The sequence below is a fragment of the Anaerofustis sp. NSJ-163 genome (assembly GCF_024135845.1).
In the GTDB taxonomy this organism is placed as follows: domain Bacteria; phylum Bacillota; class Clostridia; order Eubacteriales; family Anaerofustaceae; genus Anaerofustis; species Anaerofustis butyriciformans.
The window spans coordinates 59,644-82,632 of sequence record NZ_JAMYJV010000001.1; the positions used below are offsets into that span (position 1 = coordinate 59,644).

General features: G+C 30.0%; 25 protein-coding genes, 1 tRNA gene and 1 riboswitch. Of the genes, 18 read left to right on the forward strand and 8 right to left on the reverse strand.

Annotated elements, in window-relative coordinates:
• The first annotated feature begins 2 nt into the window (after positions 1-2).
• From M6G78_RS00275 to M6G78_RS00320, 10 genes are all read left to right on the forward strand, one after another.
• Entirely contained in the window at positions 3-1,355 is a 1,353-nt protein-coding gene (locus M6G78_RS00275) for a DUF711 family protein (protein ID WP_253229511.1), read from the forward strand.
• 13 nt (positions 1,356-1,368) lie between these two features.
• Positions 1,369-2,430, forward strand: a complete 1,062-nt coding sequence (locus tag M6G78_RS00280; RefSeq protein WP_253229234.1) for an alanine/ornithine racemase family PLP-dependent enzyme — start codon at positions 1,369-1,371, stop codon at positions 2,428-2,430.
• Positions 2,431-3,600 carry a cysteine desulfurase family protein gene (locus M6G78_RS00285; protein ID WP_253229235.1) on the forward strand — a complete coding sequence of 390 codons (1,170 nt, stop codon included), beginning with the start codon at positions 2,431-2,433 and terminating at the stop codon, positions 3,598-3,600.
• A gap of 7 nt (positions 3,601-3,607) precedes the next feature.
• Positions 3,608-4,762 (forward strand): tRNA uracil 4-sulfurtransferase ThiI, encoded by a 1,155-nt coding sequence (thiI, locus tag M6G78_RS00290; RefSeq protein ID WP_253229236.1) that lies wholly within the window; start codon positions 3,608-3,610, stop codon positions 4,760-4,762.
• Between the two features lie 87 nt (positions 4,763-4,849).
• A complete protein-coding gene (locus M6G78_RS00295) occupies positions 4,850-5,335 on the forward strand; it encodes a MerR family transcriptional regulator (RefSeq protein WP_253229237.1) in 486 nt (161 codons plus the stop codon).
• An 80-nt stretch (positions 5,336-5,415) separates the two neighbouring features.
• Positions 5,416-5,592 carry an alpha/beta-type small acid-soluble spore protein gene (locus tag M6G78_RS00300; RefSeq protein WP_253229238.1) on the forward strand — a complete coding sequence of 59 codons (177 nt, stop codon included), beginning with the start codon at positions 5,416-5,418 and terminating at the stop codon, positions 5,590-5,592.
• A gap of 314 nt (positions 5,593-5,906) precedes the next feature.
• A complete protein-coding gene (locus tag M6G78_RS00305) occupies positions 5,907-6,773 on the forward strand; it encodes a class II fructose-bisphosphate aldolase (protein ID WP_253229239.1) in 867 nt (288 codons plus the stop codon).
• Positions 6,766-7,716 (forward strand): PHP domain-containing protein, encoded by a 951-nt coding sequence (locus M6G78_RS00310; protein WP_253229240.1) that lies wholly within the window; start codon positions 6,766-6,768, stop codon positions 7,714-7,716. The genes M6G78_RS00305 and M6G78_RS00310 overlap by 8 nt, the downstream gene beginning before the upstream one ends.
• Before the next feature lie 16 nt (positions 7,717-7,732).
• A complete protein-coding gene (gene deoC / locus M6G78_RS00315; protein WP_138269007.1) occupies positions 7,733-8,455 on the forward strand; it encodes a deoxyribose-phosphate aldolase in 723 nt (240 codons plus the stop codon).
• Positions 8,456-8,566: 111 nt separating this feature from the next.
• A complete protein-coding gene (locus M6G78_RS00320; protein WP_253229241.1) occupies positions 8,567-9,511 on the forward strand; it encodes an L-lactate dehydrogenase in 945 nt (314 codons plus the stop codon).
• Between the two features lie 35 nt (positions 9,512-9,546).
• Here the strand turns inward: M6G78_RS00320 and M6G78_RS00325 are convergent, their stop codons facing one another.
• Both M6G78_RS00325 and M6G78_RS00330 read right to left on the reverse strand, forming a co-directional pair.
• Positions 9,547-9,810: a glutaredoxin domain-containing protein gene (locus M6G78_RS00325; protein WP_253229242.1), complete on the reverse strand. Its 264-nt coding sequence runs from the start codon at positions 9,808-9,810 to the stop codon at positions 9,547-9,549.
• A gap of 51 nt (positions 9,811-9,861) precedes the next feature.
• Positions 9,862-10,884 carry a bifunctional glycosyltransferase family 2/GtrA family protein gene (locus M6G78_RS00330; protein ID WP_253229243.1) on the reverse strand — a complete coding sequence of 341 codons (1,023 nt, stop codon included), beginning with the start codon at positions 10,882-10,884 and terminating at the stop codon, positions 9,862-9,864.
• Between the two features lie 135 nt (positions 10,885-11,019).
• Between M6G78_RS00330 and M6G78_RS00335 the strand changes: the two genes are divergently transcribed.
• The 3 genes from M6G78_RS00335 (at position 11,020) to M6G78_RS00345 (ending at position 13,094) form a co-directional block, all read left to right on the forward strand.
• The gene (locus M6G78_RS00335) at positions 11,020-11,877 is read left to right on the forward strand and encodes a DMT family transporter (RefSeq protein WP_253229244.1); all 858 of its coding nucleotides are present in this window, start codon (positions 11,020-11,022) and stop codon (positions 11,875-11,877) included.
• Positions 11,878-11,900: 23 nt separating this feature from the next.
• Positions 11,901-11,987: transfer RNA gene (locus M6G78_RS00340), tRNA-Leu, on the forward strand.
• Positions 11,988-12,287: 300 nt separating this feature from the next.
• The gene (locus tag M6G78_RS00345; RefSeq protein ID WP_253229245.1) at positions 12,288-13,094 is read left to right on the forward strand and encodes a histidinol-phosphatase HisJ family protein; all 807 of its coding nucleotides are present in this window, start codon (positions 12,288-12,290) and stop codon (positions 13,092-13,094) included.
• 55 nt (positions 13,095-13,149) lie between these two features.
• Here M6G78_RS00345 and M6G78_RS00350 read toward each other — a convergent pair whose 3' ends face one another.
• From M6G78_RS00350 to M6G78_RS00375, 6 genes are all read right to left on the reverse strand, one after another.
• Positions 13,150-13,821, reverse strand: coding sequence for an MmcQ/YjbR family DNA-binding protein (locus tag M6G78_RS00350; protein WP_253229246.1), 672 nt, complete (start codon positions 13,819-13,821; stop codon positions 13,150-13,152).
• Between the two features lie 59 nt (positions 13,822-13,880).
• Positions 13,881-17,108, reverse strand: a complete 3,228-nt coding sequence (locus M6G78_RS00355; RefSeq protein WP_253229247.1) for an ATP-binding cassette domain-containing protein — start codon at positions 17,106-17,108, stop codon at positions 13,881-13,883.
• Between the two features lie 169 nt (positions 17,109-17,277).
• Positions 17,278-18,219 carry an aldo/keto reductase gene (locus M6G78_RS00360; RefSeq protein WP_253229248.1) on the reverse strand — a complete coding sequence of 314 codons (942 nt, stop codon included), beginning with the start codon at positions 18,217-18,219 and terminating at the stop codon, positions 17,278-17,280.
• A 10-nt stretch (positions 18,220-18,229) separates the two neighbouring features.
• Positions 18,230-18,481 carry a flavodoxin family protein gene (locus tag M6G78_RS00365; protein ID WP_243112244.1) on the reverse strand — a complete coding sequence of 84 codons (252 nt, stop codon included), beginning with the start codon at positions 18,479-18,481 and terminating at the stop codon, positions 18,230-18,232.
• Between the two features lie 31 nt (positions 18,482-18,512).
• A complete protein-coding gene (locus M6G78_RS00370) occupies positions 18,513-18,797 on the reverse strand; it encodes a flavodoxin family protein (RefSeq protein WP_243112243.1) in 285 nt (94 codons plus the stop codon).
• A 12-nt stretch (positions 18,798-18,809) separates the two neighbouring features.
• Positions 18,810-19,802, reverse strand: coding sequence for an alpha/beta hydrolase (locus tag M6G78_RS00375; protein ID WP_138269497.1), 993 nt, complete (start codon positions 19,800-19,802; stop codon positions 18,810-18,812).
• 101 nt (positions 19,803-19,903) lie between these two features.
• On the opposite strand from M6G78_RS00375, the gene M6G78_RS00380 reads away from it, so the two are divergent.
• The 5 genes from M6G78_RS00380 (at position 19,904) to thiE (ending at position 22,988) form a co-directional block, all read left to right on the forward strand.
• A complete protein-coding gene (locus M6G78_RS00380) occupies positions 19,904-20,356 on the forward strand; it encodes a MerR family transcriptional regulator (RefSeq protein WP_138269496.1) in 453 nt (150 codons plus the stop codon).
• Between the two features lie 88 nt (positions 20,357-20,444).
• On the forward strand, positions 20,445-20,624 hold the full coding sequence (locus M6G78_RS00385) for a hypothetical protein (protein ID WP_138269495.1): 180 nt from the start codon (positions 20,445-20,447) through the stop codon (positions 20,622-20,624).
• A 23-nt stretch (positions 20,625-20,647) separates the two neighbouring features.
• Complete coding sequence (locus tag M6G78_RS00390; RefSeq protein ID WP_138269494.1) at positions 20,648-21,337, forward strand: GTP pyrophosphokinase family protein; 690 nt, start codon at positions 20,648-20,650, stop codon at positions 21,335-21,337.
• A gap of 48 nt (positions 21,338-21,385) precedes the next feature.
• Positions 21,386-21,482: riboswitch (TPP riboswitch) on the forward strand.
• A 50-nt stretch (positions 21,483-21,532) separates the two neighbouring features.
• A complete protein-coding gene (gene thiM / locus M6G78_RS00395) occupies positions 21,533-22,357 on the forward strand; it encodes a hydroxyethylthiazole kinase (RefSeq protein ID WP_138269493.1) in 825 nt (274 codons plus the stop codon).
• Positions 22,344-22,988, forward strand: coding sequence for a thiamine phosphate synthase (thiE, locus tag M6G78_RS00400; protein WP_138269492.1), 645 nt, complete (start codon positions 22,344-22,346; stop codon positions 22,986-22,988). Before thiM ends, thiE begins: the two co-directional genes overlap by 14 nt.
• Position 22,989: the final 1 nt, after the last annotated feature.

Below are 22,989 nucleotides of genomic sequence, written 5' to 3' on the forward strand. Positions count from 1 at the left end.
TTATACAAAAAAAAGATGTAATGGATACAATCAAGATGCTTGATACCGAAAATTTGGATATCAGAACAACTACTCTTGGTATTTCTTTGCTTGATTGTTTTGACAGAAATTATAAAGTTGCAACAAATAAAATTTACGATAAAATAACAACAATTGCAAAAGACTTGGTAAAAACAGCAGATACTGTTGCCGATGAATATGGTATTCCAATTGTAAACAAAAGAATTTCCGTAACTCCAATAGCTCTTGCTTGTGCAAACAGTGTTGAAGAGTGGGTTGAGTATGCAAAAGCACTTGACAATGCAGCAAAAGAAGTTGGCGTTGATATTATCGGCGGGTATTCTGCTCTTGTTCAAAAAGGATGTACAACAAGCGACGTTTCATTCCTTGAATCAATTCCATATGCCCTAACAGAAACAACAAATATGTGTTCAAGTGTAAACCTTGGAAGTACAAAATCAGGAATAAACTTTAATGCTGTTAAGAAAATGGGTCCTATAATCAAAAAGACTGCATACATGACAAGAAATGATAACTCATTCGGTTGTGCAAAATTTGTAGTGTTTGCAAATGCCGTTGAAGATAATCCATTTATGGCAGGAGCTTTTCATGGTGTAGGAGAAGCTGAAAAAGTTATAAATGTCGGTGTAAGCGGTCCTGGTGTTGTTAAAACTGCACTTGAAGGAATGAAAGGTGCAACAGTTGACGAAATTGCTGAAACAATAAAAAGAACAGCATTTAAAATAACAAGAGCCGGTTCTTTAATAGGACACGAAGTAAGCAGAAGACTTGATGTTCCTTTCGGAATTTTAGACTTGTCTCTTGCTCCAACACCTGCAATAGGAGACAGTGTTGCTGAAATTCTTGAAGTAATGGGACTTGAAAGATGCGGTGCTCACGGAAGTACAGCTGCTCTTGCAATGCTTACAGACGCAGTTAAAAAAGGCGGTATCATGGCATCAAGTCACGTTGGGGGATTAAGCGGAGCTTTTATTCCTGTAAGTGAGGACAACAGAATGATTGCTGCAGTTGAAGACGGCTGTCTACATTTTGATAAACTTGAAGCAATGACAAGCGTTTGCTCTGTTGGACTTGACATGATTGCAATTCCATGGGAAACACCTGAAGATACAATTTCAGCTATGATTGCCGATGAATCTGCAATTGGTGTAATAAACAATAAAACAACTGCTGTTAGAGTAGTTCCTGTATATGGTAAGAAAGTCGGCGATAAAGTTGACTGGGGCGGACTTTTCGGAAGTGCACCTATTATGGAAGTAAACAGCTTCAGCAGTTCTGATTTCATTCAAAGAGGCGGAAGAATTCCATCTCCTGTACATTCATTCAAAAACTAAAGAAGGGAAAAGTATGAGACCTACATTAAAGATTAATTTAAACAAAATATACGATAATGCAATAACCGTAAAAGAAACTCTTGGAAAATACGGTGTAGACGTAACAGCTGTTACGAAACTACATTCCTGCAATGAAAGAATAGTTAAAACATTAATGGAAGCAGGAATAAAGAAGTTTGGGGATTCAAGAATAGAAAATCTTGAAAATATTAAGGATTTAGATGCTGAAAAATGGCTTATAAGACTTCCAAGCATTTCAATGGCAGATGAAGTCGTAAAATACAGCGATGTATCCTTAAACAGTGAATATGATACGGTAAAAGCATTAAACGAGGCTGCAAAATATCAAAACAAAACTCACGATATATTATTAATGTTTGATGTGGGCGATTTAAGGGAAGGATATTTTGAAGAAAAAGACATCGTTGAAAATGCTAAAAAAATGAAAAATCTTTCCAATATTAATATAAAGGGTATAGCTACAAACTTAACCTGTTACGGGGGAGTTTTGCCTGATGAAAAAAATCTAACTCATCTTGTGAATGTAAACAAACTTCTTGAAAGTGAGTTAAACCAAAAGCTTGAAGTGGTTTCAGGCGGAAATTCAACAAGCTATACTTTATTTAGAGAAGATAACCCTATTGAAGGAATAACCAATATAAGAGTCGGTGATACGATTTATTTTGGTAGAGACTGTACTTACAGAAGCCATATTGACGGTATGATAAAAGACGCTTTCATATTAAAAGCCGAGATAATAGAAATAAAAAATAAACCTTCAATTCCAATAGGCAAAAGAGGTTTTTCTGCCTTAAATTCAAAACCTGAATTTGTTGATGAAGGTATAAGAAAAAGAGCGATTTTATCTGTAGGAAAACAGGATATAGACCTTGATATGTTTCCTCTTGATACAAATACAAAAATCCTTGGAGGAAGCAGCGATCATTTAATTATAGATATCACAGACAGTAAAAATGATTATAAAATCGGTGATACATTTGAACTTTTTATGTATTATACGGCTACACTTAGAGCCTTTACTTCAAAATATGTTGTTAAGGAGTTTATAGACTAAATGGAAGAAATATATTTGGATAACGCCGCCACAACCATGTGTTATAAAGAAGCGGCAAAAGAAATAGAAAAATATCTTTTATATGACTATGCAAATGCATCAGCCGTTCATAAAAAAGGGTTTGAAGCCGGTAAAATATTAAAAGAAACAAAAGATAACTTACTTAATTTTTTAAACATAAAAGAAAATAGAAGAGTCATTTTTACATCCGGTGCAACGGAAAGTGTAAATATGGCTATTAAAGGAACAATAAGAAAAATCAAACATCCCGAAAATATCAATATTATTACAACTAATATCGAACATCCTTGTGTTACAAATGTATTTCATTATTATGAAGATTTGAATGTAAAAATAAAATATGTTCCAGTTAATAAAAACGGTGTAATAAATTTAGAAGAATTAGTAAACAGTATTGATAAGAATACAAAACTTATAAGCATAATTTATGTAAACAACGAATTTGGTGTGGTTCAGGATGTTGAAAAAATAATAAAAAAAGTAAAAGAAAAAAACGAAAATGTTCTTGTTCACATAGACGCAACTCAAGCTGTTGGAAAAGTTGATTTAAAACTAAAAGATGCTGATATGATTTCCTTAAGTGCTCATAAATTCCATGGTCCAAAAGGAATAGGAGCTTTAGTATTAAAGGAAAACATAACTCTTCTTCCACTTCTTCACGGAGGTGGGCAACAGGAAAGTTACAGAAGCGGAACAATAAACACTCCTTTAATTGCAGGCTTAAACGAAGCAGTTAAAATTACAAATAAAAACTTTGAAGAAAATAAAAAGATTTTTAAAGATTTGTTTTTATATACGGTAAATAAACTATCTTCTGAGATTAAAGATTATCATATTAATACTCCTTATGAAAAAGCCGATATTTCTTATCATATTTTAAATGTAAGTTTTAAAGGTATAAAAGGAGAAGTACTTCTTCATATGCTTGAAGAAGATAATATTTATGTTTCCGTTTCAAGTGCTTGTTCTTCAAGAAACACAACAGTAAATAGCATATTAAAGGCAATAGATGTTGATGATGATTTAATAAACGGAACTATAAGAATAAGTTTTAGTGAATTTAATACAAAAGAACAAATTGATGTTTTTATTACAAAATTAAAAGAAAACATAGAAAGATTACATCTTTTAAATAAAATGAGTAGGTAGAAAATATATGAATAAAATAATAATGGTAAAATATGGAGAAATAAGCCTAAAAGGTCTTAACAGAAAATTCTTTATAGATTTACTTCAAAAAAATATTAGACTTTCTCTAAGAAAATTTGAGAATGTAAAACTGCATACAATTCAAAGCAGAATTATAGTAAGCGGATATAATGAAACTGATGAAGAGGCCATTATAGAAAGGCTTAAGAAAGTATTTGGGATTGTATATCTTACAAAGTGCTACGAACTTGAAAAGGATATGAACAAAATCAAAGAAGTAGCTCTTAAAGTAATGAAAGAGGGGAATTACAAAACTTTTAAAGTAGAAACAAAAAGAAGCGATAAAAAATTCCCTATGAAATCTCCTGAAATAAGTAAAGATGTAGGGGCTTATGTACTTATCAATACAGATGATTTAAAGGTTGACGTAAAAAATCCTGATACAATTTTAAAAGTTGAAATAAGAGAAAATGCATATGTTTATGCAGGAGATATAAGATGTATTGCTGGACTTCCTGTAAACAGCAGCGGAGTAGGCGGACTTCTTTTATCAGGTGGACTTGATTCTCCTGTTGCAGGATACTTAATGAATAAAAGAGGAATGAAAGTTGTAGGACTTCATTTTCACAGCTATCCATTTACAAGCATGGATGCAAAAGAAAAGGTTAAAGACCTTGCAGAAGTTTTAAGCGATTATAACATGGGTATAACTCTTGTAAATGTTTCTCTTACAAAAATTCAAGAAGCAATTATAAAAAACTGTGAAGGCGAATATTTAACCGTAATTCTTAGAAGATATATGATTAAAATTGCCAACAGATTAAAAGATAAATTCGATTTAAAAGCTCTTATAACAGGTGAAAGCCTTGGACAAGTTGCATCTCAAACTATTGAAGGAATTTCTTGTACAAATGCTTGCTCTAAGTTACCTATTTTAAGACCATTAATTGCTTTTGATAAAACTGAAATAGTGGATATATCAAGAAAAATCGGTGCTTATGACATTTCAATAAGACCATATGAAGACTGCTGTACAATATTCGTTCCAAAACATCCTATAATTAAACCTAAACTTGAAAGAGTTTTGGAAGAAGAAGCAAAACTTGATATTGATGATTTGGTAGATGAAGCAGTAGAAAATATTGAAATTATTAAATTATAAAAATAAAACTGAATAAACGACAAATTAAGGCTTATTTTTTAAATTATTTGGAGTAATATATAAAAAAACCGTTTAAGGAGTTAAGTTTTGAAATATACTATTACACAAGCATCAAATATTTTAAATTGTAAGCCTTATTTATTAAGATTTTATGAAGATGAGTTCGGGCTTGAAATTCCAAGAAGTTCAAACAACAGAAGATATTATACAACAAGGGAAATAGATATTTTTCGTTACATAGAATCTCTTAAAGACGAGGGAAAGAAAAACAAAGAAATTAAAGAAACTTTATCGGAAAGCAAAAATAAAATTATTTTTGAAGAGATTGAAGAAGAAAAACCGAAAGAAGAAGAAAATAACATAACCTGCCTTATAAAGACAATAAATTCTCTAAGAGAAGAAATAGAAGAATTAAAAAAACAGGATAACTTCAAACAAAGAGATGAACTTATTACAGAAAACGCAAGGCTTAAAATGAAATTAAAAGAAAAGACTTATGAAAATTCAATTTTAAAAGAAAAATATAATGCCTTAAAACAATCAAGAAAAAGAAGCCTTTTTAAATTTGAATAAACAAGGAATAACTTTCCAGTGTATTTTAAAATATTACGTCCATAATATAAGTATAACACTTATAAATGGAGGTGAAACAAATGACTAAAAAAGAAGCTAGAAAAGGCTTAGACCAATTTAAAAAACAAGTTGCCAGTGAACTTAGCATTAACCTTAAAGAAGGATATAATGGTAATTTAACTAGCAAAGAAGCCGGTTCAATCGGTGGTGAAATGGTTAAAAGAATGGTTGAATCTTACGAAAACTCTATGAAATAGTAAGACTTAATCATTTTGATTAATATAAAAAGGAAACGGTTTTCCGTTTCCTTTTTTAATTTAGTGAATTATTTGTATTTATGTTTTAAATAGGTATTTTTAATAAGATTAAATTCATGTTTATAAATTAGTATTTTTAATAAAATCTTTTCTTAATGAATATGTTATATAAAATATCTATAAAAATACTCTTTATTAAAGGTTAAATGTATTTAAAAAGATTAAAAACTATTGACAAAAAGGGGCTTTATACATATACTGGTATTAAGTGGTTATATGTGGTTATAGCACATATTATATAAGGAGGCGTTAATATGGCTTATGTATCAATGAAAAAAATGTTAAACGACGCAAGAGAAGGCTCTTATGCAATAGGAGCGTTTAACATAGTAAATTACTTAACGGCAAAGGCTGTGGTAAGTGCCGCAGAAGATTTGAACGTACCTGTTATTTTACAAACTTCGGTAAAAACAGTAAAACAATTTGGAATTGAAGAATTTATTTCTTTCTTAAGACCTATATGTGAAATGGCAAAGGTTGATGTTGCCATTCATTTGGATCACTGCACAGACATTGAATATGCGAAAAAATGCATAGATGCAGGCTGGAGTTCTATTATGTTTGACGGTTCTAAAACACCTCTTAAAAAGAACATAGAAGATACTTTAATTGTTAAAGATTACATAGCAGGTAGAGATATTACTCTTGAAGGCGAAGTAGGAAGTATTGTAGGTGTTGAAGATGATATAGTCGTTCATGCAAACGATGCTGCTTATGCAAATAAAGAAGACTGCGAAAAATACTTAAAAGAAACTGGAGTAGATTTCCTTGCTCCTGCAGTTGGAACGGCTCACGGGGTATATAAAGGAGAAATAAGATTAAACTACGATTTATTTAAAGAAATTGATTCCATTTCACCTGTACCTTTGGTTCTTCACGGTGGAACAGGCTTAAGCGATGAAATGTTCAATACTTTAATTGATTTAAGAGCAAGCAAGGTAAATATTTCAACAGCAATAAAAATTGCTTACTGCGATAGTATGTATGAATACTCTTCTACTCATAGGGATGAACATAATCCTTTAACATTGGACGATTATGTATATAAGAAAATTTATGACCTTGCATACAAACACATAAATTTCTTTACACTTAGAAAGGGGAGCGTAAACAATGAGTGATTATAATTTTAAACCTAATTATTTATGTGATATGCATTGTCACACTACACGTTCGGATGGACTTTGCACACCAAAGGAACTTATTGATTTGGCAGCAAAATCAGGAATGAAAGTTTTAACTATTTCTGACCATGATATGCTTCCTCCAAAAACAGTAGAAGTAGACGGAAAAGAAGTTGACAGTGTAGAATATGCAAAAAATAAAGGTGTACATTTATTAAAAGCCTGTGAATTTTCATGTGATACTGATGTTGATGATGTTCACATGGTTGCATATGGCTGTGACTTTGAGGATAAAAAAATTAAGGAAGTAATGGAAGATATAGCAAACAGCAAAATAGAAAGCTATAAGGATTTCTTAAAAAGATTAAATGAGTGCGGATATGAAATATCTCTTGATGAAGTTCTAAATTACGGAGGACAACAAAGGAGCGAAAAAGAACTTCAAAAGAAACTTATTTTTAACTTAATGGCAGACAAAGGATATACAAAAACATGGTCTGACGCAAAGAAACTTTCTAAAAAAGATGAAAGATTAAATGTTAGAAGAAGAAAACCAAATCCTGTAGACATAATAAAAATAGTTCATGATGCAGGCGGTATAATAGTTCTTGCTCATCCTTACTTAATAGCTGATAAAGTGGTTTTAGATGGAAAAGAAGTATCAAGAAGCGAATATATAGAAAATCTTATTAAAAACGGTTTAGACGGCGTAGAGGCAAGTTATACCTACGATAAAACAAGCTACACCGGAAACATGAAAAAAGAAGATATAATAAACGAAGTAAGAAATACATATAAAGATAAAGTAAAAATAATCTCAGGCGGGTCTGATTTCCACGGAGACCATAAAAAAGATTCTGACAATCCAAGATTTATAGGTGAATGCGGAATTGATTATGATTATTTCATTAACAACGAATTACTAAAAAAACTTATATAAACAAAAGGAGAATAAAATGGCAGTAGATTTTAGTAAACTAACCAAAAAAGATGTGGGTAAGCTTTTTGATTATGCGAGCCTTGCAAAAGATTTAACGGAAGAAAAAGTAAGAATGGGATGTAGAGAAGCAATTAAATATAATTGTAAGGCATTTTGCTTTTCTTCTTCATACTGGACAAAAGTAGTTGCAGAAGAACTACAAGGAACAGACTTACTTGTAGGCGCTGGAATAGGTTTCCCTCTTGGACAGCAAACAAGCGCCGTAAAAGCTTTTGAAGCTGAAGAAGCTGTAAAAATGGGAGCTACCGTTCTTGATAACTGCATGAACGTGGGGGCAATGAAAGATAAAAAATACGATGAAATAAAACAAGAATTTAAAGATTACGTTAATGCTGCAGGCGGAGTACTTACAAAAATGATAATAGAATGTTGTATGCTTACTGATGAGGAAATAAAAATAGCCTGTGAACTTTGTGCTGAAACAGGAATTGATTATGTTAAATCATCTACAGGACACTACGCAGGACCTACTCTTGAACAAACAGTATTAATGAGAGACTGCTTAAAAGGAACAAATACAAAATTAAAAGTTTCAGGAGTAAAAGCTCCAAAACCTCAAAATGCTTATGCATACTTAATGGCAGGTGCAGAACTTATAGGAACACAAGATGCTCCAATGATTATAGATGCTCTTGATTTAATGAGGGAAGTTGGTATTGTGCCAAAATATGAAGGTTAGATAATAAAATCCTTTCAATAAAAACTTTTTAAGTTTTAACACGGTAAATTTTTACCGTGTTTTTTTATATTTTTTATCTATATGCAAAAGATAAACAGAAAGGAGGTTATTATGTTAAATAAACAAAAGATAGCTATAATCGGTCTTGGCATGGTTGGTTCAAGTATTGCATTTTCCTTAATGCAGGAAGGAATTTTTTCCGAAATTGTCTTAATTGATAAAGACAGAAAAAAAGCAAAGGGAGAGGCTATGGATTTAAGTCATGGGATACCTTTTTGTGAAAGTATTAATATTTATGAAGGGGACTATGATGATATAAAGGATTGTTATGTAGTTATTATAACAGCAGGAGCAAATCAAGAAAAAGGGGAAACAAGACTTGACTTGATAGATAAGAATTTAAAAATATATAAGTCCATTATTCCAAATATTACAAAGACAAGTTTTGAAGGAATACTTCTTGTTGTTTCAAATCCCGTTGATATTTTAACTTATGTTACTCTAAAACTATCCGGATACGATAAAAAAAGAGTAATAGGAAGCGGAACGGTTCTCGACAGTGCAAGATTTCAGTATATGCTGGGAAGACACTTAAATGTTGACAGTAAAAGTATCCATGCATTTATTATAGGAGAACATGGAGACAGTGAACTTGCTGTATGGGATAGTTCAGATATAGGAGGAATGAAAATAAATAACTTCTGTGAACTTAGAGGACATTTTAATCATGAACAAGCAATGAACGAAATATTTAGCGGTGTAAAAAACAGTGCATATGAGATAATTGAAAGAAAAGGTGCTACTTATTATGGTATTGCAATGGCAGTAAAAAGAATATGTACTGCTCTTGTAAAAGATGAACATTCCATTCTTCCCGTTTCAAGCTATATTGACGGTGAGTATGGTTTAAATGATATATGTATAAGTATTCCAAGTATAGTTTGTATGAAAGGGATTGATAAAGTTTTGGAAATTCCTCTAAGCAAAAGGGAAGATGAAAATTTATTTAATTCTGCATCTAAACTTAAAGATGTTTTAGAAAGTCTTAAATTGTAAGAAATCTTTTGTAAAAAAATAAAGGGGATAACCCTTTATTTTTTATAGTGTTCAATTGCTTCATCTACATCAAAAGTCATTTTTCCGTCATCAAAAACGAAGAAAGGAACTCCTATTGTACTTCTTTGTCTTACCTTTGCAAATTCGTTAAGATTATCTCTTAGTTTTAAAAATTCTTTCATTGAAGTTGTATCTTCAGTTATTTCAATAAGTTCATAATTAATGTTTTTTTCTTTTAAAAGTTTTTTTGCATTTATACAATCTATACAACTGTTCATACCATACATTTTAAAACTCATATTTAATACCTTCTTTCTGTTTTATATTATGTCATAAATTAAAATGTGATATTATTTAAAAACAAAATATTTTTGACCATTGTAACTTACAATATACAAACACATATCGACTATTATTTTTGCATAATATACATTTATTCCAAGATATAAGTTTGCGCCCTTTGTAAGTATTCCGCTAAGTCCTGCAACAATAAATACCAAAACATAGTATTTAAACATTGTTTTGCCAACGTGACCGTCATTTTTAAAAACGAACTTTCTGTTTAAAGTATAATTAAACAGGGAAGAAATAAGCCTTGCAATGTATGTTGCGGTTATTGTAGGTATGCCGATAAATGTAAACAGACAAAAACTTAAATAATCAAGTATGGCAGAAGAGGTGGAAGAAAGAATATATTTTATAATTCTTTTATATACTCTGTAAGAATCCCTTAAAGTATCATAGTGAGAGGATTCATTATCGTTTATGTATACAACGCTTATTGGCTCTTGAATAACCTCAATATGTCTATTCTTAAGCTCAAGCAAGATATTCATTTCAAATTCATATCTTTCGCCTTCAATGTCTATTATTTTTTTAAGCATTTCAACACTAAATCCTCTAAGACCTGTTTGTGTGTCTACTATTTCATCTCCGTTATTTAAAAATTTGAAAATCTTTCTTGTTACTGTATTTCCAAATAAACTTCTAAGAGGTGTTGTTTTGTCGAAATGTCTAACGCCCAAAATAAGTTTGTCGGGATTTTCATCGAGTATTTTTTCGATATTCAAAATATCTTTTGGTAAATGCTGTCCGTCTGCATCTGCGGTAACAGCGCTTAAATTATGTTTAATACAATATTCAAATCCCGTTTTTAAGGCTCTTCCTTTACCTTTATTTTCTTCGTGAACAAGAACTGTACATCCCAAATCCTCGACTTGTTTAAAAATATCCTCAAATTCTTTTCCGCTTCCGTCATTTATAATGAGAATTTTCTCATCATGTTCAATTAATTCTTTTACAACTCCGATAAGTTTTTTATCGGGTTTGTAGGCAGGAATAAGAATAACAGGATTTATGTTTTTGTACTTCATAAATTCCCTACCTTTTAATATATGTCTTTTTTATATTTTACCAAAAAAACATAAAAAAATAAATGATAAAAAAAATTATAATTATTCTAAAAATTTTGATATAATATTTTAGTATTTAAAAAAGGGAGGCTTATAATGAACAATCAAAAAAACGGGGCAATATATATCGTTATGGCTGCTTTTTTATGGAGTTTAAACGGTGTACTTATAAAATACATTCCATGGGATGCAATGGCAATAAGCGGGGTTAGAGCGTTTTTATCTACAATTACTTTAATTTTAATTAAAGGAAGCATGAATTTTAAAATAAATAAACACGTTATATGCGCCAGTATATCATATATTACAATGGGCATTTTATTTGTGTACGCAACAAAACTCACCACTGCCGCAAATGCAATAATACTTCAGTACACGGCTCCTATATTCGTTATAATTTTATCAATTATATTCTTTAAAAGTTTCCCTACAAAAAAACAGGTGTTTACGGTTATACTTGCATTTATAGGTGTAATAATATTCTTTATGGAAAAAGTAGGTTCAGGAGCAATGCTTGGAAACATTCTTGCAATTCTTGCTGGGATTGGATATTCCGGTGTATTTATCTTTAATTCATACGAAGATTCAAATACTTTAGATGCGACAATTTTAGGTAATGGTTTAATATTTTTAATTTCAGTACCGACATTACTTCAAAATAATCAACCGGCTCTTAATATGGCAGGAGTATTTGGAATAATTATTCTTGGTATATTCCAAATGGGTGTATCTTATGCCTTATTCTCAAAAGGTATAGAAAGAACGGAAAGCGTAGATGCTTCCTTAATTTCAATGTTAGAAGCAATATTAAATCCAATTTGGGTTGCTCTTGTAATAGGGGAAATCCCAAGTATAACGACTTTTATAGGTGGTGCACTTGTTTTAATAGCGGTTATGTATAATATTTTAAATGGCAAAAATGATAATTCAGGACTTGAAAATCAAGGTCAATGATGATATAATACATAAGGTATTTTGCCGATGTGGTGAAATTGGCAGACGCAACGGACTCAAAATCCGTCGATAGCAATATCGTGTGGGTTCGAATCCCACCATCGGCACCAGCTTGGATATATTACTGTAAAGCCTAAATGGTTTTACAGTTTTTTTATTTTATAAATATTTATTCAAATATTTCAAAGTGCGGTATTTAATTAAACTTATTTTTAATATTTCAGTAAATTATTTTTTGTTTATAAATATTCTTTTCAACTTAAAAATTTTCAATGCAAAATTATTTGAATAATAAAATTTATATAAACATTAAAGTTTGATATTTTAAATAATTTGATAATATGATATTATTTTGTAGCTTTATATTTAGGATATAAGTTTAATAAATATTTTAAAGGAGAGCTTATTATATGAAAGATTGTCATGTGCATACTAATCTGTCTCATGATGGAATATCTACATTCAAAGAGTACATCGAAACTTCTAAAGAAAAAAATGTTGATGAAATAACTTTCACTGAACATTGGGATGATTATACAGGTTTAGATACAAAATTAAAAATGTTAGATGTGTCAGAATATAGAAAAGAATATTTAAAATATAAAGATGATTCTATATTAAAAACAAATTTTGGCATTGAAATAGGATTACAGCCAGATATTGTAGATAAAGTTGAAACAATGGTAAAGCAATATCCTTTTGATTTTGTTATAGGCTCATCTCATATTACTTGTAAAAAAGATATGGCAATGGATAAAAGTTTTTTTAGTGGTTTATCCAGAAAAGAAGCTTATTTAAAATATTTTGAAGAAGTTCTTGAAAATATAAAATTATATAATGAGTTTGATGTTTATGGTCATATTGATTATGTAGTAAGATATGGGGGATATTCTAAAAAGAAAATAGAATATGAAGAATTTAGTGAAGTATTAGATGAAATATTACTATTACTAATAAGAAAAGATAAAGGAATAGAAGTTAATACTTCAGGGCTTAGATATAACTTAGGTAACCCTCATCCAAATTTTGATATAATCAAAAGATATAAACATTTAGGGGGAAAGATAATTACGGTAGGTTCAGATGCTCATAAGGCTGATGATATTGCTAATAATTTTAATATTGTATTTGATATCCTTGAAGATATCGGCTTTAAAGAAATTGCATTTTATCATAATAGAAAACCTGATTTTTATAAAATAAGTTCTTTAAGATAATATAAATATTATTCTTTTTATAATTTATAAACTACTTTAAAATAATTAAAGTAGTTTATTTTTGTTTTGAAATTTCATAACTATTATCTATAAATTTATAAATCTCTTTTGTATCAATTGTATCGTCTAATTTTAATGTTATCCAATTTTTTTTATTCATATGATAGCCTTTAAATATTTTTTTATTGTCTATAATACTTTCTATTTTATCTTTTTGATATCTTAATACAATTATGTCTACTAGTTTATCCGATTCAATTTCAAGTTTCTTTTCTTCTAAAATCAACAATAAACCATACCACTTATTATTTATCTTATTTCTCCAAATTGCATTTGTGGGAAATTTCTTCCATAAAAATTCTAAATCATCATCATATTTATCTTTTATGTATTTAATGACTTCTTTTGTTTGCTTATTTTTAAATATATTTGAAACACTACATTTTTCAATAATATCATTTAAAATATCTTCATATTCTTCTTTTATTCTACCTATGAATTTACCGCTGGAATTTTTAATATCTACCATGACATATTCATCATTAGTCATTAAATCCAATACTTTGGAAGTCTTTTTTGACTTTGAAATGTTAATTATAACTTGAAAGTTATTGTCATTAATATTTTTTTTAAATGTATATGTGTTTTCTTTACAAATAAATCCGTATTTTATAAGTTTATCATATTGTATTTTTCTATTTTTAAAAAGCTCTTCTATATTTCTCATATTTATTTCTCTTAATATTTAATTATTATAAAAGGACTGCCAAGCAGTCCTTCCTTTTTTTATTCACTTCTAAGAGCAAGTACGGGGTCTTCTTTTGCCGCTTTTTTAGATGGAATTATTCCGCCTATTAATGTTAAAACAATACTTAAAATTATAAGAATTATTGCTGCGCTAATAGGTAGGGAAGCTTTTACATTTGCTCCATCGGAAAGAATATATATAAGTTTATTTATAGGTATAAGCGCAAGTAATGAGATTCCAACACCCAAAACTCCCGCAAGAGCACCTATTATAATGGTTTCTGCATTGAATACCTGCGAAATATTTCTCTTTGAGGCTCCCATTGCTCTTAATATACCAATCTCTTTTTTCCTTTCAAGTACACTTATATAAGTTATTACACCAATCATAATGGAAGAAACAACAAGGGAAATAGATACAAAGGCTATAAGAACATAACTTACGGTGTCAACTATGTTTGTAACTGAACTCATCAGCGTTCCTACCATATCCGTAAATGAAATTACTTTATCTTCATTGCCTTCTTTTTCCATTCTTTCGTTATATTCGTTTAGTAAATTTGTTATTGATTTATTTCCTTCAAAATCTTTTGGATATATATCAATACCACTTGGTTCATTAGGATTTGCATAGTTTAATTTCTTCAAGTTATTTTCATAAGTAACGCTTTCTTTTGAAAGAAGGGAAGTAAACAGTTCCGAAAGTTCCTCTTCGCTCATGTTCATTTTGAAAGCTCCCGCAAAAGTTGAAGGGTCGATACTTATGGCATTTGAAATTGATTCGCTTAAACTTTGCATGCTTTTTTGCATTTGTGCTTGAATGGAATAACTTATTTGACCAGTTACTTCACTCATGTATTTATCCATAATGTCATTAACTTGTTCTTCCACGTTTTGTGATTTTATAATCTCTGATAAATTCTTTATTATGATTTGTCTTGCTTCGTCGGTTTTAAGGTAATCATTTATTGATTGGGCTAAGTCTTCAGAATTGCTTAAATCATTATCTTTTGCATATTCGCCATATCCGTCTAATACTTCAGAGAATATATTCTGCATTTCTTCATTTGAAATGGAACCGCCATTTTTGATTGTTTCATTCAGCCTTTTGTTTATAATGTCATTAGCTTCACTTGAACTTAAATATTCTGAAAGTCCTTTACTTACTTTGTTTACGTCACTGTCAGGATTGTTTTTTACGTATTCTTCATATCCCTCTAAAAGTTCTTTAATTATCTTTTGAGTGTCTTTATCGGTTATTGTAAAATCAATTTCATTTAAAATATCATTTAAGTCAAGTTCAGGCAGAGATTTTTCATTAATAAGCCCGCTTAAATCACCAAAATCTACTTTAATTTTACTTTGGTCAAATTTAAAAGCAGACTGTAATGCATTTGTATCAACTTGCATTAGTGAGTTCATATCAAAAGCATTATCATTTCCTTCATCATCAAAACTTTTACCTGTAAATACGTTTATATCAGGATTTTTAAGTTGTTGTTTTACTATCTCGCTGTTTTTGGCATTATCCATAACATGAGTTGTAAGGCTTTGTGGGTAACATATTCCCATTGATAACATAATGCTTGATGCATCTTCTTTAGGTTGTACTACTCCAACGATTTTTAAGTCTTCACCGTTTTTTACGACCTTTTTCATGTATTCTGTATTATCGGTTTTATCACGCCATAGGTTATAATTTGAATCATATTCATAACAGTCGCTGTTATCAACAAGTTTAAATGTTTTTCCTATTATATCATCATATGAGTATTCACCGAGATTTTCAGGAACAGTTACGTTTTTATCATTTGAAAAATCTTTTACCCATTTATCAAGTTCGTCATAATCCCTAAGTCCCAAAGTATAAAGTAAAAAGTCGCTCATTCCACCATTTGATGATAAAACAAGTACACATTCATTGTAATTTTCTGGCCATTTTCCCGCTTTTACATCGTATTGATTAATATATAAATTTTCATCACTTGGCATTTGGAAAAATACGTTTGTACTCATCATACTTGACATAAAAGAGTTGTTTGAAGTCCCGGAGCCTATACCAAGACTTGTAAATGTTATATCAGGATTAACCTGTCTTATTTCATCATCTTTTTGTAAATATATCCTAGGAGAAACATCGTATTTGTATTCTATATTTTTTGCATAGTTATCAATAGGACATTCATCGCTTTCTAAATATGTTTTTAGTGATTTTAAATCGTTTGAGCCAATAGTTGAAAACATATTTGTAAGCTGTTTGTTTATTTTTATTTCTGAATCCTTTTGTTCGTTATTTGTATTTTGTATATTAATCATTGAAGTTAAATCAAAACCCGAACTTTGTATTTGTAAAGGGTATTCGGATAATGTATCTTCTTCTATTGATTTAATATAGGAGTTTACACCGTTTGACAATGAAAGTATCAATGCAATCCCAATTATACCAATTGAACCAGCAAATGATGTAAGAATAGTTCTTCCTTTCTTTGTCTTTAAGTTGTTAAAACTTAAAGAAAGAGAAGTTAAAAAAGACATTGCCGTTTTCCCGAATTTTTTATAAACCGATTCAACCTGGTTTTCTTCATTAATTTCAAAAGGGTCTGAATCTGAGCGTATTTTTCCGTCTCGTAAATTTACAATACGGGTTGCATATCTTTCAGCAAGTTCCGGGTTATGGGTTACCATTACAACCAAACGGTCTTTTGCAACTTCTTTTAAAAGATCCATAACTTGTATGCTTGTTTCACTGTCAAGAGCTCCCGTAGGTTCATCTGCAAGAACAATATCAGGGTTATTTACAAGAGCCCTTGCTATTGCTACTCTTTGCATCTGTCCGCCTGATAACTGATTTGGCTTTTTGTGCATTTGCTCTTTTAAACCTACTTGTTCAAGGGCATTTATTGCTCTTTCTTTTCTTTCTGATTTGTCTATACCTGAAATGGTAAGAGCAAGTTCAACGTTTGAGAGTATTGTTTGATGTGGTATTAAATTATAACTTTGAAATACAAATCCTATTGTATGATTACGATAAGAATCCCAATCTCTGTCTTTGTATTCCTTTGTTGATACTTCATTGATTATCAAATCTCCGCTGTCATATCTATCCAGCCCTCCGATAATATTCAAAAGTGTTGTTTTACCGGAACCGCTCGGACCTAAAATAGCAACAAATTCGTTGTCTCTTAAATTCAAACTTACGTCATCTAATGCTTTTTGAACTAAACTTCCGGTTTTATATTGTTTGCTTATATTTTTTATTTGAAGCACAACTAAACCTCCAAAATTTTATAATATGCCGTAATTTCTTAATCTGTTTTAGCATTTTGATATATGATGTAATTTTAACATATTTGTATTTAACTTTATATAGTTTTAATGTAATATTTTTTATTTTAAATTATTCATAAAAATAAAAAAAGACCGATTAATCGGTCTTTTAATACCAGTCGTGTTTTTCATTTCTGTCTAAACTGTTTATTTTTTCCATCTCTTCATTGGTAAGTTCAAAATGGTAAATTTGCGTATTTTCTTTTATATGTTCAGGATTACTGGAGCCTGGAATAACAATAACACCTTTTTGTAAATTCCATCTTAATATAACTTGTGCAGCTGAAACATTATGATTATTTGCAATTTCTACAATTGTTTCATCATTTAAAAGCTCACTTGTATGTCCTCTTCCTCCAAATGGATACCATCCCTGAACTACAATTCCCTTATCTTGAATATATGGAATAACATCATTTTCTTGATAATAAGGATGTATTTCATTTTGAACTAAAGCAGGTGTTATATCTACTTGAGGTAAAAATTCTTCAAGTTCTTCAACATACCAGTTTGATAATCCTATTGAATGTATTTTACCTTCTTTAACGTATTTTTCCATTTCCTTATAAGCATTAACATCATTTTCTCCGGGATGATGCAAAAGCATCATATCTATATATCCAATATCAAGTTTTTCCAAAGCCATATCTATTGCTTCTTTAGGAGAAGAAAACTGGGTAGGGTATATCTTTGTAATAACAAATATTTCTTCTCTTGGAATTTTTGAATCTCTTATTGCTCTTCCAATTTCTTCTTCATTATGATACATATAAGCTGTATCAATAAGCCTTACTCCACTTTTAAGTGCACTGCTTACTGACTTATAAGCCGTATCGCCGGTTAGGGAATAGGTTCCTATTCCATTTAGTGGCATTTCGTAGCCGCTGTTTAACATAACCGTTTTGGTTGAAAAATTAAAATTAGAGTTATTAAAATTATTCATACTTACATAATCCTTATTTTTGTTTGTAAAATAAAATATAATTCCTATTAAAAATATAATTATTAATACAAAAGAAATAATATATTTTATTTTTTTATTCTTTTTCATTTTATTGCCCTTACTTATTTAATTTTTTTAATATATAAGAAAAATTTTCTCCTAAATTAATCATATTTTCAAGGGCCTCTTTATCACTATTTACATCTTTAGGCATTTCCCCAAAACCAATATTCCAGTAAGTTGACCCGACAACAATCATCTCATGATTTAAGAAAAAATGATTTAATGTATCTATTGTATTTAAAAGCCCACCCCTTCTTCCTACACTTAGACCTGCAGATAGTTTATGTTTAAACAAACCGGGATTCATATCTAAAACGACACTTGCTCTTTCAAATAGCCTACACTATTGAAGAAATATTTGCGCTGTAAACAGGAGAGCCTAAAATAATTCCGTCTGCTTTTTTCATAAGTTCAAATACTTCATTAAATTTATCACCATTAAAAGAACACTTTTCTTTTCCATCACATGTAAAACAAGCTTTGCAGGGGTTAATTATTTCTCCTGACAGTTCAATAAGATTTGTTTCTATACCTTTTTTATTTATCTGATTTAACACCGTTTCAAGCATTATTTTAGTATTTCCATCTTTTCTTGCACTTGCACTTATAGCTAAAACATTCATAAATTACTTCCTTTATTTTAAATACATATTAAAAAATTCTTCAATTTTATCAAATGGAATAATATCTGTTCTGTCATATAAATCTGTGTGTACTGCACCAGGTATAATCATTAACTCTTTATTATCTATGTATTTATTATCCTTTATCATGTCTTTATATGCGTCTTTGCTGAAATAACATGAATGTGCTTTTTCTCCGTGTATTACTAATACGGCACTTCTTATTTCATTTGTATATTTTAAAAGAGGTTGATTCATTAAAGACATAGTTCCAATTACATTCCATCCGCCATTTGAATTTAAGCTTCTTTCATGATACCCTCTTTGTGTTTTATAATAATCATAATAATCTTTAACAAAGAAAGGAGCATCTGCCGGTAGGGGATCTACAACTCCACCACCTAGTTTATAACTTCCATTTTTATAATCTTGTGTTCTTTGTGTGTTAAGTGCTACACGCATTTTATATCTTTCTTCTTCGCTGTCAGCTCCATCAAAATATCCCTTTGCCGCAACTCTAGACATATCATACATAGTAGATGAAACAGTTGCTTTTATTCTTGTGTCAATTGCTGCAGTATTAAGAGCCATTCCACCCCAGCCACAAATTCCGATAATACCTATTTTTTCGCTGTCAACATCATCTCTTGTAGATAAATAATCTATGCTTGCTTGAAAATCTTCAGTGTTTATATCTCCCGATGCCATATATCTTACGTTTCCACCACTTTCACCTGTAAATGATGGGTCAAAAGCTATTGTTAAAAATCCTCTTTCAGCCATTATTTGAGCATAAAGTCCGCTTGATTGTTCCTTTACTGCCCCAAAAGGTCCACAAACGGAAATTGCAGGAAGTTTACCTTCTTTATCTTTAGGCTTATATAAATCTGCTGCCAATGTTATTCCAAAACGGTTGTGAAAAGTTACCTTAGAATGTTCAACCTTGTCGCTTTTTTCAAAAACTTTATCCCATTTATCTGTTAAATTTAATTTTTCTTCTACCATTTTATATATCTCCTTTTATATTATTTTTCTTTATGTTATAATTGTAGTACCTTGAGTGAACTCTATGTCAAGGAAAAAAATAAAAAAATAGGAGTTTTATTATGTATACAATAGGAGAGGTTTCAAAATTATTTAATATTTCTATCCATACTTTAAGATTTTATGATAAAGAAGGTTTGTTTATAAATTTAAAAAGGGATAAATCAGGGAAAAGAAACTTTGATGATGTTGACTTAGAAGCTATAAGACTTATAGAGTGTTTAAAAAAATCCGGAATGAAAATAAAAGATATTAAAGAGTTTATGTATTGGTGTTCTCTTGGAAATGAAACATTAGAAAAAAGAAAAGAGATGTTTTATAAACAAAGAGAGAATATAATAAAAGAAATGAATGAATTAAAAAAGGTTCTTTCAATGATTGAATATAAATGTTGGTATTATGAACAGGCTTTAAAAGATGGAAATGAAGATAGGTTAAAAAACATATCTATGGATAATATACCTAAAAATATTCCAGAGAGGATAAAAAATTTTTTCATACAAGCCCATTTATAAAATATTAAATTAACATTAATAATCAATTAATGTTCTATGTAATATTGTCGATTTATGATACAATATTAAAATGTAAGGAGAATAATATATGGAAAAGATATGTCCAAAGTGTAAAAGCAAACATATTGAAGAAATGATATACGGTCTTATGTATTTTGAAGCTTGTGAAGCAATGGGGAAAGATGAAGGATTTTATGGCGGATGTTTTGAAGATGAAAAAACAAGACCTGATTACATATGCCTTGACTGCGGACATAAATGGAAATAAATATCATATATTAAAAGATTACAATGAACATGGAAAAAGACCTGAACAGGACGTTTATAAGCACTGTTAACGTTCCTGCAGATACAAAAAAATATTTTATAGAACAAACTAAAGAATTTAAAGAAGCAATTATGATGTATGGCTGTGCAATAAGAGAAGTTAAAACTAAACTTGAAGTTTTAAATGATGAACTTGCACTTAAAAGAGCTAACAGTCCAATAGAGTTTATCAAGTCAAGAATCAAAAAACCTGAAAGTATAGCCGCAAAATTAAAAAAAGAAGGATATGAAGTATCCGTAGAATCGGCTATGGAACACCTAAATGATATTGCGGGAATAAGAATAGTTTGTTCTTTTATTGATGATATATATGCACTTGCAAAAATGATTGCAAAACAAGATGATATTACTGTCATAGCCGTAAAGGATTATATTAACAACCCTAAGGAAAACGGATATAGATCTTATCATATGATTGTGGAAATACCAGTGTTCTTTTCTGATAAAAAACAAAATTTAAGAGTTGAAATTCAAATTAGAACAATAGCAATGGACTTTTGGGCAAGTTTGGAACATCAGCTTAAATACAAAAAAAATATAGAAGAAGAAGAAAAAATTATAAATGAATTAAAAGAATGTGCAACCCTTATTTCTTATACAGATATAAAAATGCAAGAAATAAGAGATAAAATTCATTTGGAAAGCGAAGCATAATGCTTTTGTTGACATATATTTTATCTTGTGGTAGCATAGTTTTATAAATAAAATATACAGGGGAGCTTTTTGCTGAGAGGAATTTATTCGACCCTTAAACCTGATTTGGATAATGCCAACGTAGGAAGAAATAATAAGTAAATTTTAACGAGAATCCTAATTGGTTTCTCGTTTTTTTATATTAGGAGGAATGAAATGTTAAAAGAAATTTTGGAAAACGTAAAAAACAATACACCACTTGTACATAACATTACAAACTACGTAACTGTAAATGACTGTGCAAATATACTGCTTGCTTGTGGAGGTTCTCCGATAATGGCGGATGATGAAGGAGAAGTAGAAGAAATAACAAGTATTTGCAGCGGTTTAAATATAAACATAGGAACTTTAAATAAAAATACAATTCCTTCAATGTTACTTGCAGGAAAAAAAGCAAATGAACTTTCTCATCCTGTTATTCTTGACCCTGTAGGAGCAGGTGCTTCAACTCTTAGAACAAATACAGCAAATGAACTTTTGAATAACGTTAAATTTTCTGTAATAAAAGGTAATATTTCCGAAATTAAAACTCTTATGGCAGGAAGCGGTACAACAAAAGGGGTTGATGCCGATATAGCTGATAAAGTAACTGAAGAAAATATAGACGATGTAATAAAATCTTTAAAAGAATTTTCAAAACAAACAGGTGCTGTAATAATAGTTACGGGAGAAATTGATATTGTAACTAATGATAAAGATGCTTATATAATAAAAAACGGACATGCTGTAATGTCTTCAATAACAGGAACAGGCTGTATGCTTTCAGCTATGACTTGTGCTTATATATGTGCAAATACAGACAATATGTTAAAAGCCTGCCTTGCAAGCGTATGTTTAATGGGATATGCAGGGGAAAAAGCATATGAAAAAATGGTTGAAACAAAAGCCGGTAACTCATCATTTAGAAATTATTTAATTGATGCTATTTACAATATGTCAGGTGAAGAACTTGATAAGGGGGCAAAATATGAACACAGATAAAAAAGATATGCTTTTATATGCCGTAACGGACAGAATGTGGAGTGAAGAAAAAGGATTAAAGGGGCAAATCAAAGAAGCTTTAGAGGGAGGAATAACTTTTTTACAGCTTAGAGAAAAAGAATTAAGTGATGAAGAATTCTTAAAAGAAGCATTAGAAATAAAAGATATGGTAAAAGAGTATAATATTCCTTTTGTAATCAATGATAACGTAGAGGTTGCAATAAAATGTGATGCAGACGGAGTACATGTAGGTCAAAGCGACATGAAAGCTACGGACGTTAGAAGTAAAATAGGAAAAGATAAAATCCTAGGCGTTTCTGCTCATACTCTCGAAGAGGCTATAGAAGCAGAAAAAATGGGAGCTGACTATCTTGGAGTCGGAGCAGTATTTTCAACTTCAACAAAGTTAGATGCCGATGATGTATCTTTTGAAACACTAAAAGAAATATGCGACAGTGTAAATATTCCCGTTGTTGCAATAGGGGGAATAAGTAAAGATAATATTTTAAAATTAAAAGGAAGTCATGTTGACGGAGTTGCAGTTGTATCTGCAATCTTTGCAAGCAAAAATATAACTGAAGATACAAAAGAACTTTTAAGTCTATCTAAAGAAATGGTAAAAGGAGAATAAT

Excerpts from the sequence above, each read along its gene's own strand:
- M6G78_RS00280 (WP_253229234.1), top strand. The coding sequence starts at position 1,369 with ATGAGACCTACATTAAAGATTAATTTAAACAAAATATACGATAATGCA.
- M6G78_RS00285 (WP_253229235.1), top strand. The coding sequence starts at position 2,431 with ATGGAAGAAATATATTTGGATAACGCCGCCACAACCATGTGTTATAAA.
- thiI (WP_253229236.1), top strand. The coding sequence starts at position 3,608 with ATGAATAAAATAATAATGGTAAAATATGGAGAAATAAGCCTAAAAGGT.
- M6G78_RS00300 (WP_253229238.1), top strand. The coding sequence starts at position 5,416 with ATGACTAAAAAAGAAGCTAGAAAAGGCTTAGACCAATTTAAAAAACAA.
- M6G78_RS00305 (WP_253229239.1), top strand. The coding sequence starts at position 5,907 with ATGGCTTATGTATCAATGAAAAAAATGTTAAACGACGCAAGAGAAGGC.
- M6G78_RS00310 (WP_253229240.1), top strand. The coding sequence starts at position 6,766 with ATGAGTGATTATAATTTTAAACCTAATTATTTATGTGATATGCATTGT.
- deoC (WP_138269007.1), top strand. The coding sequence starts at position 7,733 with ATGGCAGTAGATTTTAGTAAACTAACCAAAAAAGATGTGGGTAAGCTT.
- M6G78_RS00320 (WP_253229241.1), top strand. The coding sequence starts at position 8,567 with ATGTTAAATAAACAAAAGATAGCTATAATCGGTCTTGGCATGGTTGGT.
- M6G78_RS00325 (WP_253229242.1), bottom strand. The coding sequence starts at position 9,810 with ATGAGTTTTAAAATGTATGGTATGAACAGTTGTATAGATTGTATAAAT.
- M6G78_RS00330 (WP_253229243.1), bottom strand. The coding sequence starts at position 10,884 with ATGAAGTACAAAAACATAAATCCTGTTATTCTTATTCCTGCCTACAAA.
- M6G78_RS00335 (WP_253229244.1), top strand. The coding sequence starts at position 11,020 with ATGAACAATCAAAAAAACGGGGCAATATATATCGTTATGGCTGCTTTT.
- M6G78_RS00345 (WP_253229245.1), top strand. The coding sequence starts at position 12,288 with ATGAAAGATTGTCATGTGCATACTAATCTGTCTCATGATGGAATATCT.
- M6G78_RS00350 (WP_253229246.1), bottom strand. The coding sequence starts at position 13,821 with ATGAGAAATATAGAAGAGCTTTTTAAAAATAGAAAAATACAATATGAT.
- M6G78_RS00360 (WP_253229248.1), bottom strand. The coding sequence starts at position 18,219 with ATGAAAAAGAATAAAAAAATAAAATATATTATTTCTTTTGTATTAATA.
- M6G78_RS00365 (WP_243112244.1), bottom strand. The coding sequence starts at position 18,481 with ATGAATCCCGGTTTGTTTAAACATAAACTATCTGCAGGTCTAAGTGTA.
- M6G78_RS00370 (WP_243112243.1), bottom strand. The coding sequence starts at position 18,797 with ATGAATGTTTTAGCTATAAGTGCAAGTGCAAGAAAAGATGGAAATACT.
- M6G78_RS00375 (WP_138269497.1), bottom strand. The coding sequence starts at position 19,802 with ATGGTAGAAGAAAAATTAAATTTAACAGATAAATGGGATAAAGTTTTT.
- M6G78_RS00380 (WP_138269496.1), top strand. The coding sequence starts at position 19,904 with ATGTATACAATAGGAGAGGTTTCAAAATTATTTAATATTTCTATCCAT.
- M6G78_RS00385 (WP_138269495.1), top strand. The coding sequence starts at position 20,445 with ATGGAAAAGATATGTCCAAAGTGTAAAAGCAAACATATTGAAGAAATG.
- M6G78_RS00390 (WP_138269494.1), top strand. The coding sequence starts at position 20,648 with ATGAACATGGAAAAAGACCTGAACAGGACGTTTATAAGCACTGTTAAC.
- thiM (WP_138269493.1), top strand. The coding sequence starts at position 21,533 with ATGTTAAAAGAAATTTTGGAAAACGTAAAAAACAATACACCACTTGTA.
- thiE (WP_138269492.1), top strand. The coding sequence starts at position 22,344 with ATGAACACAGATAAAAAAGATATGCTTTTATATGCCGTAACGGACAGA.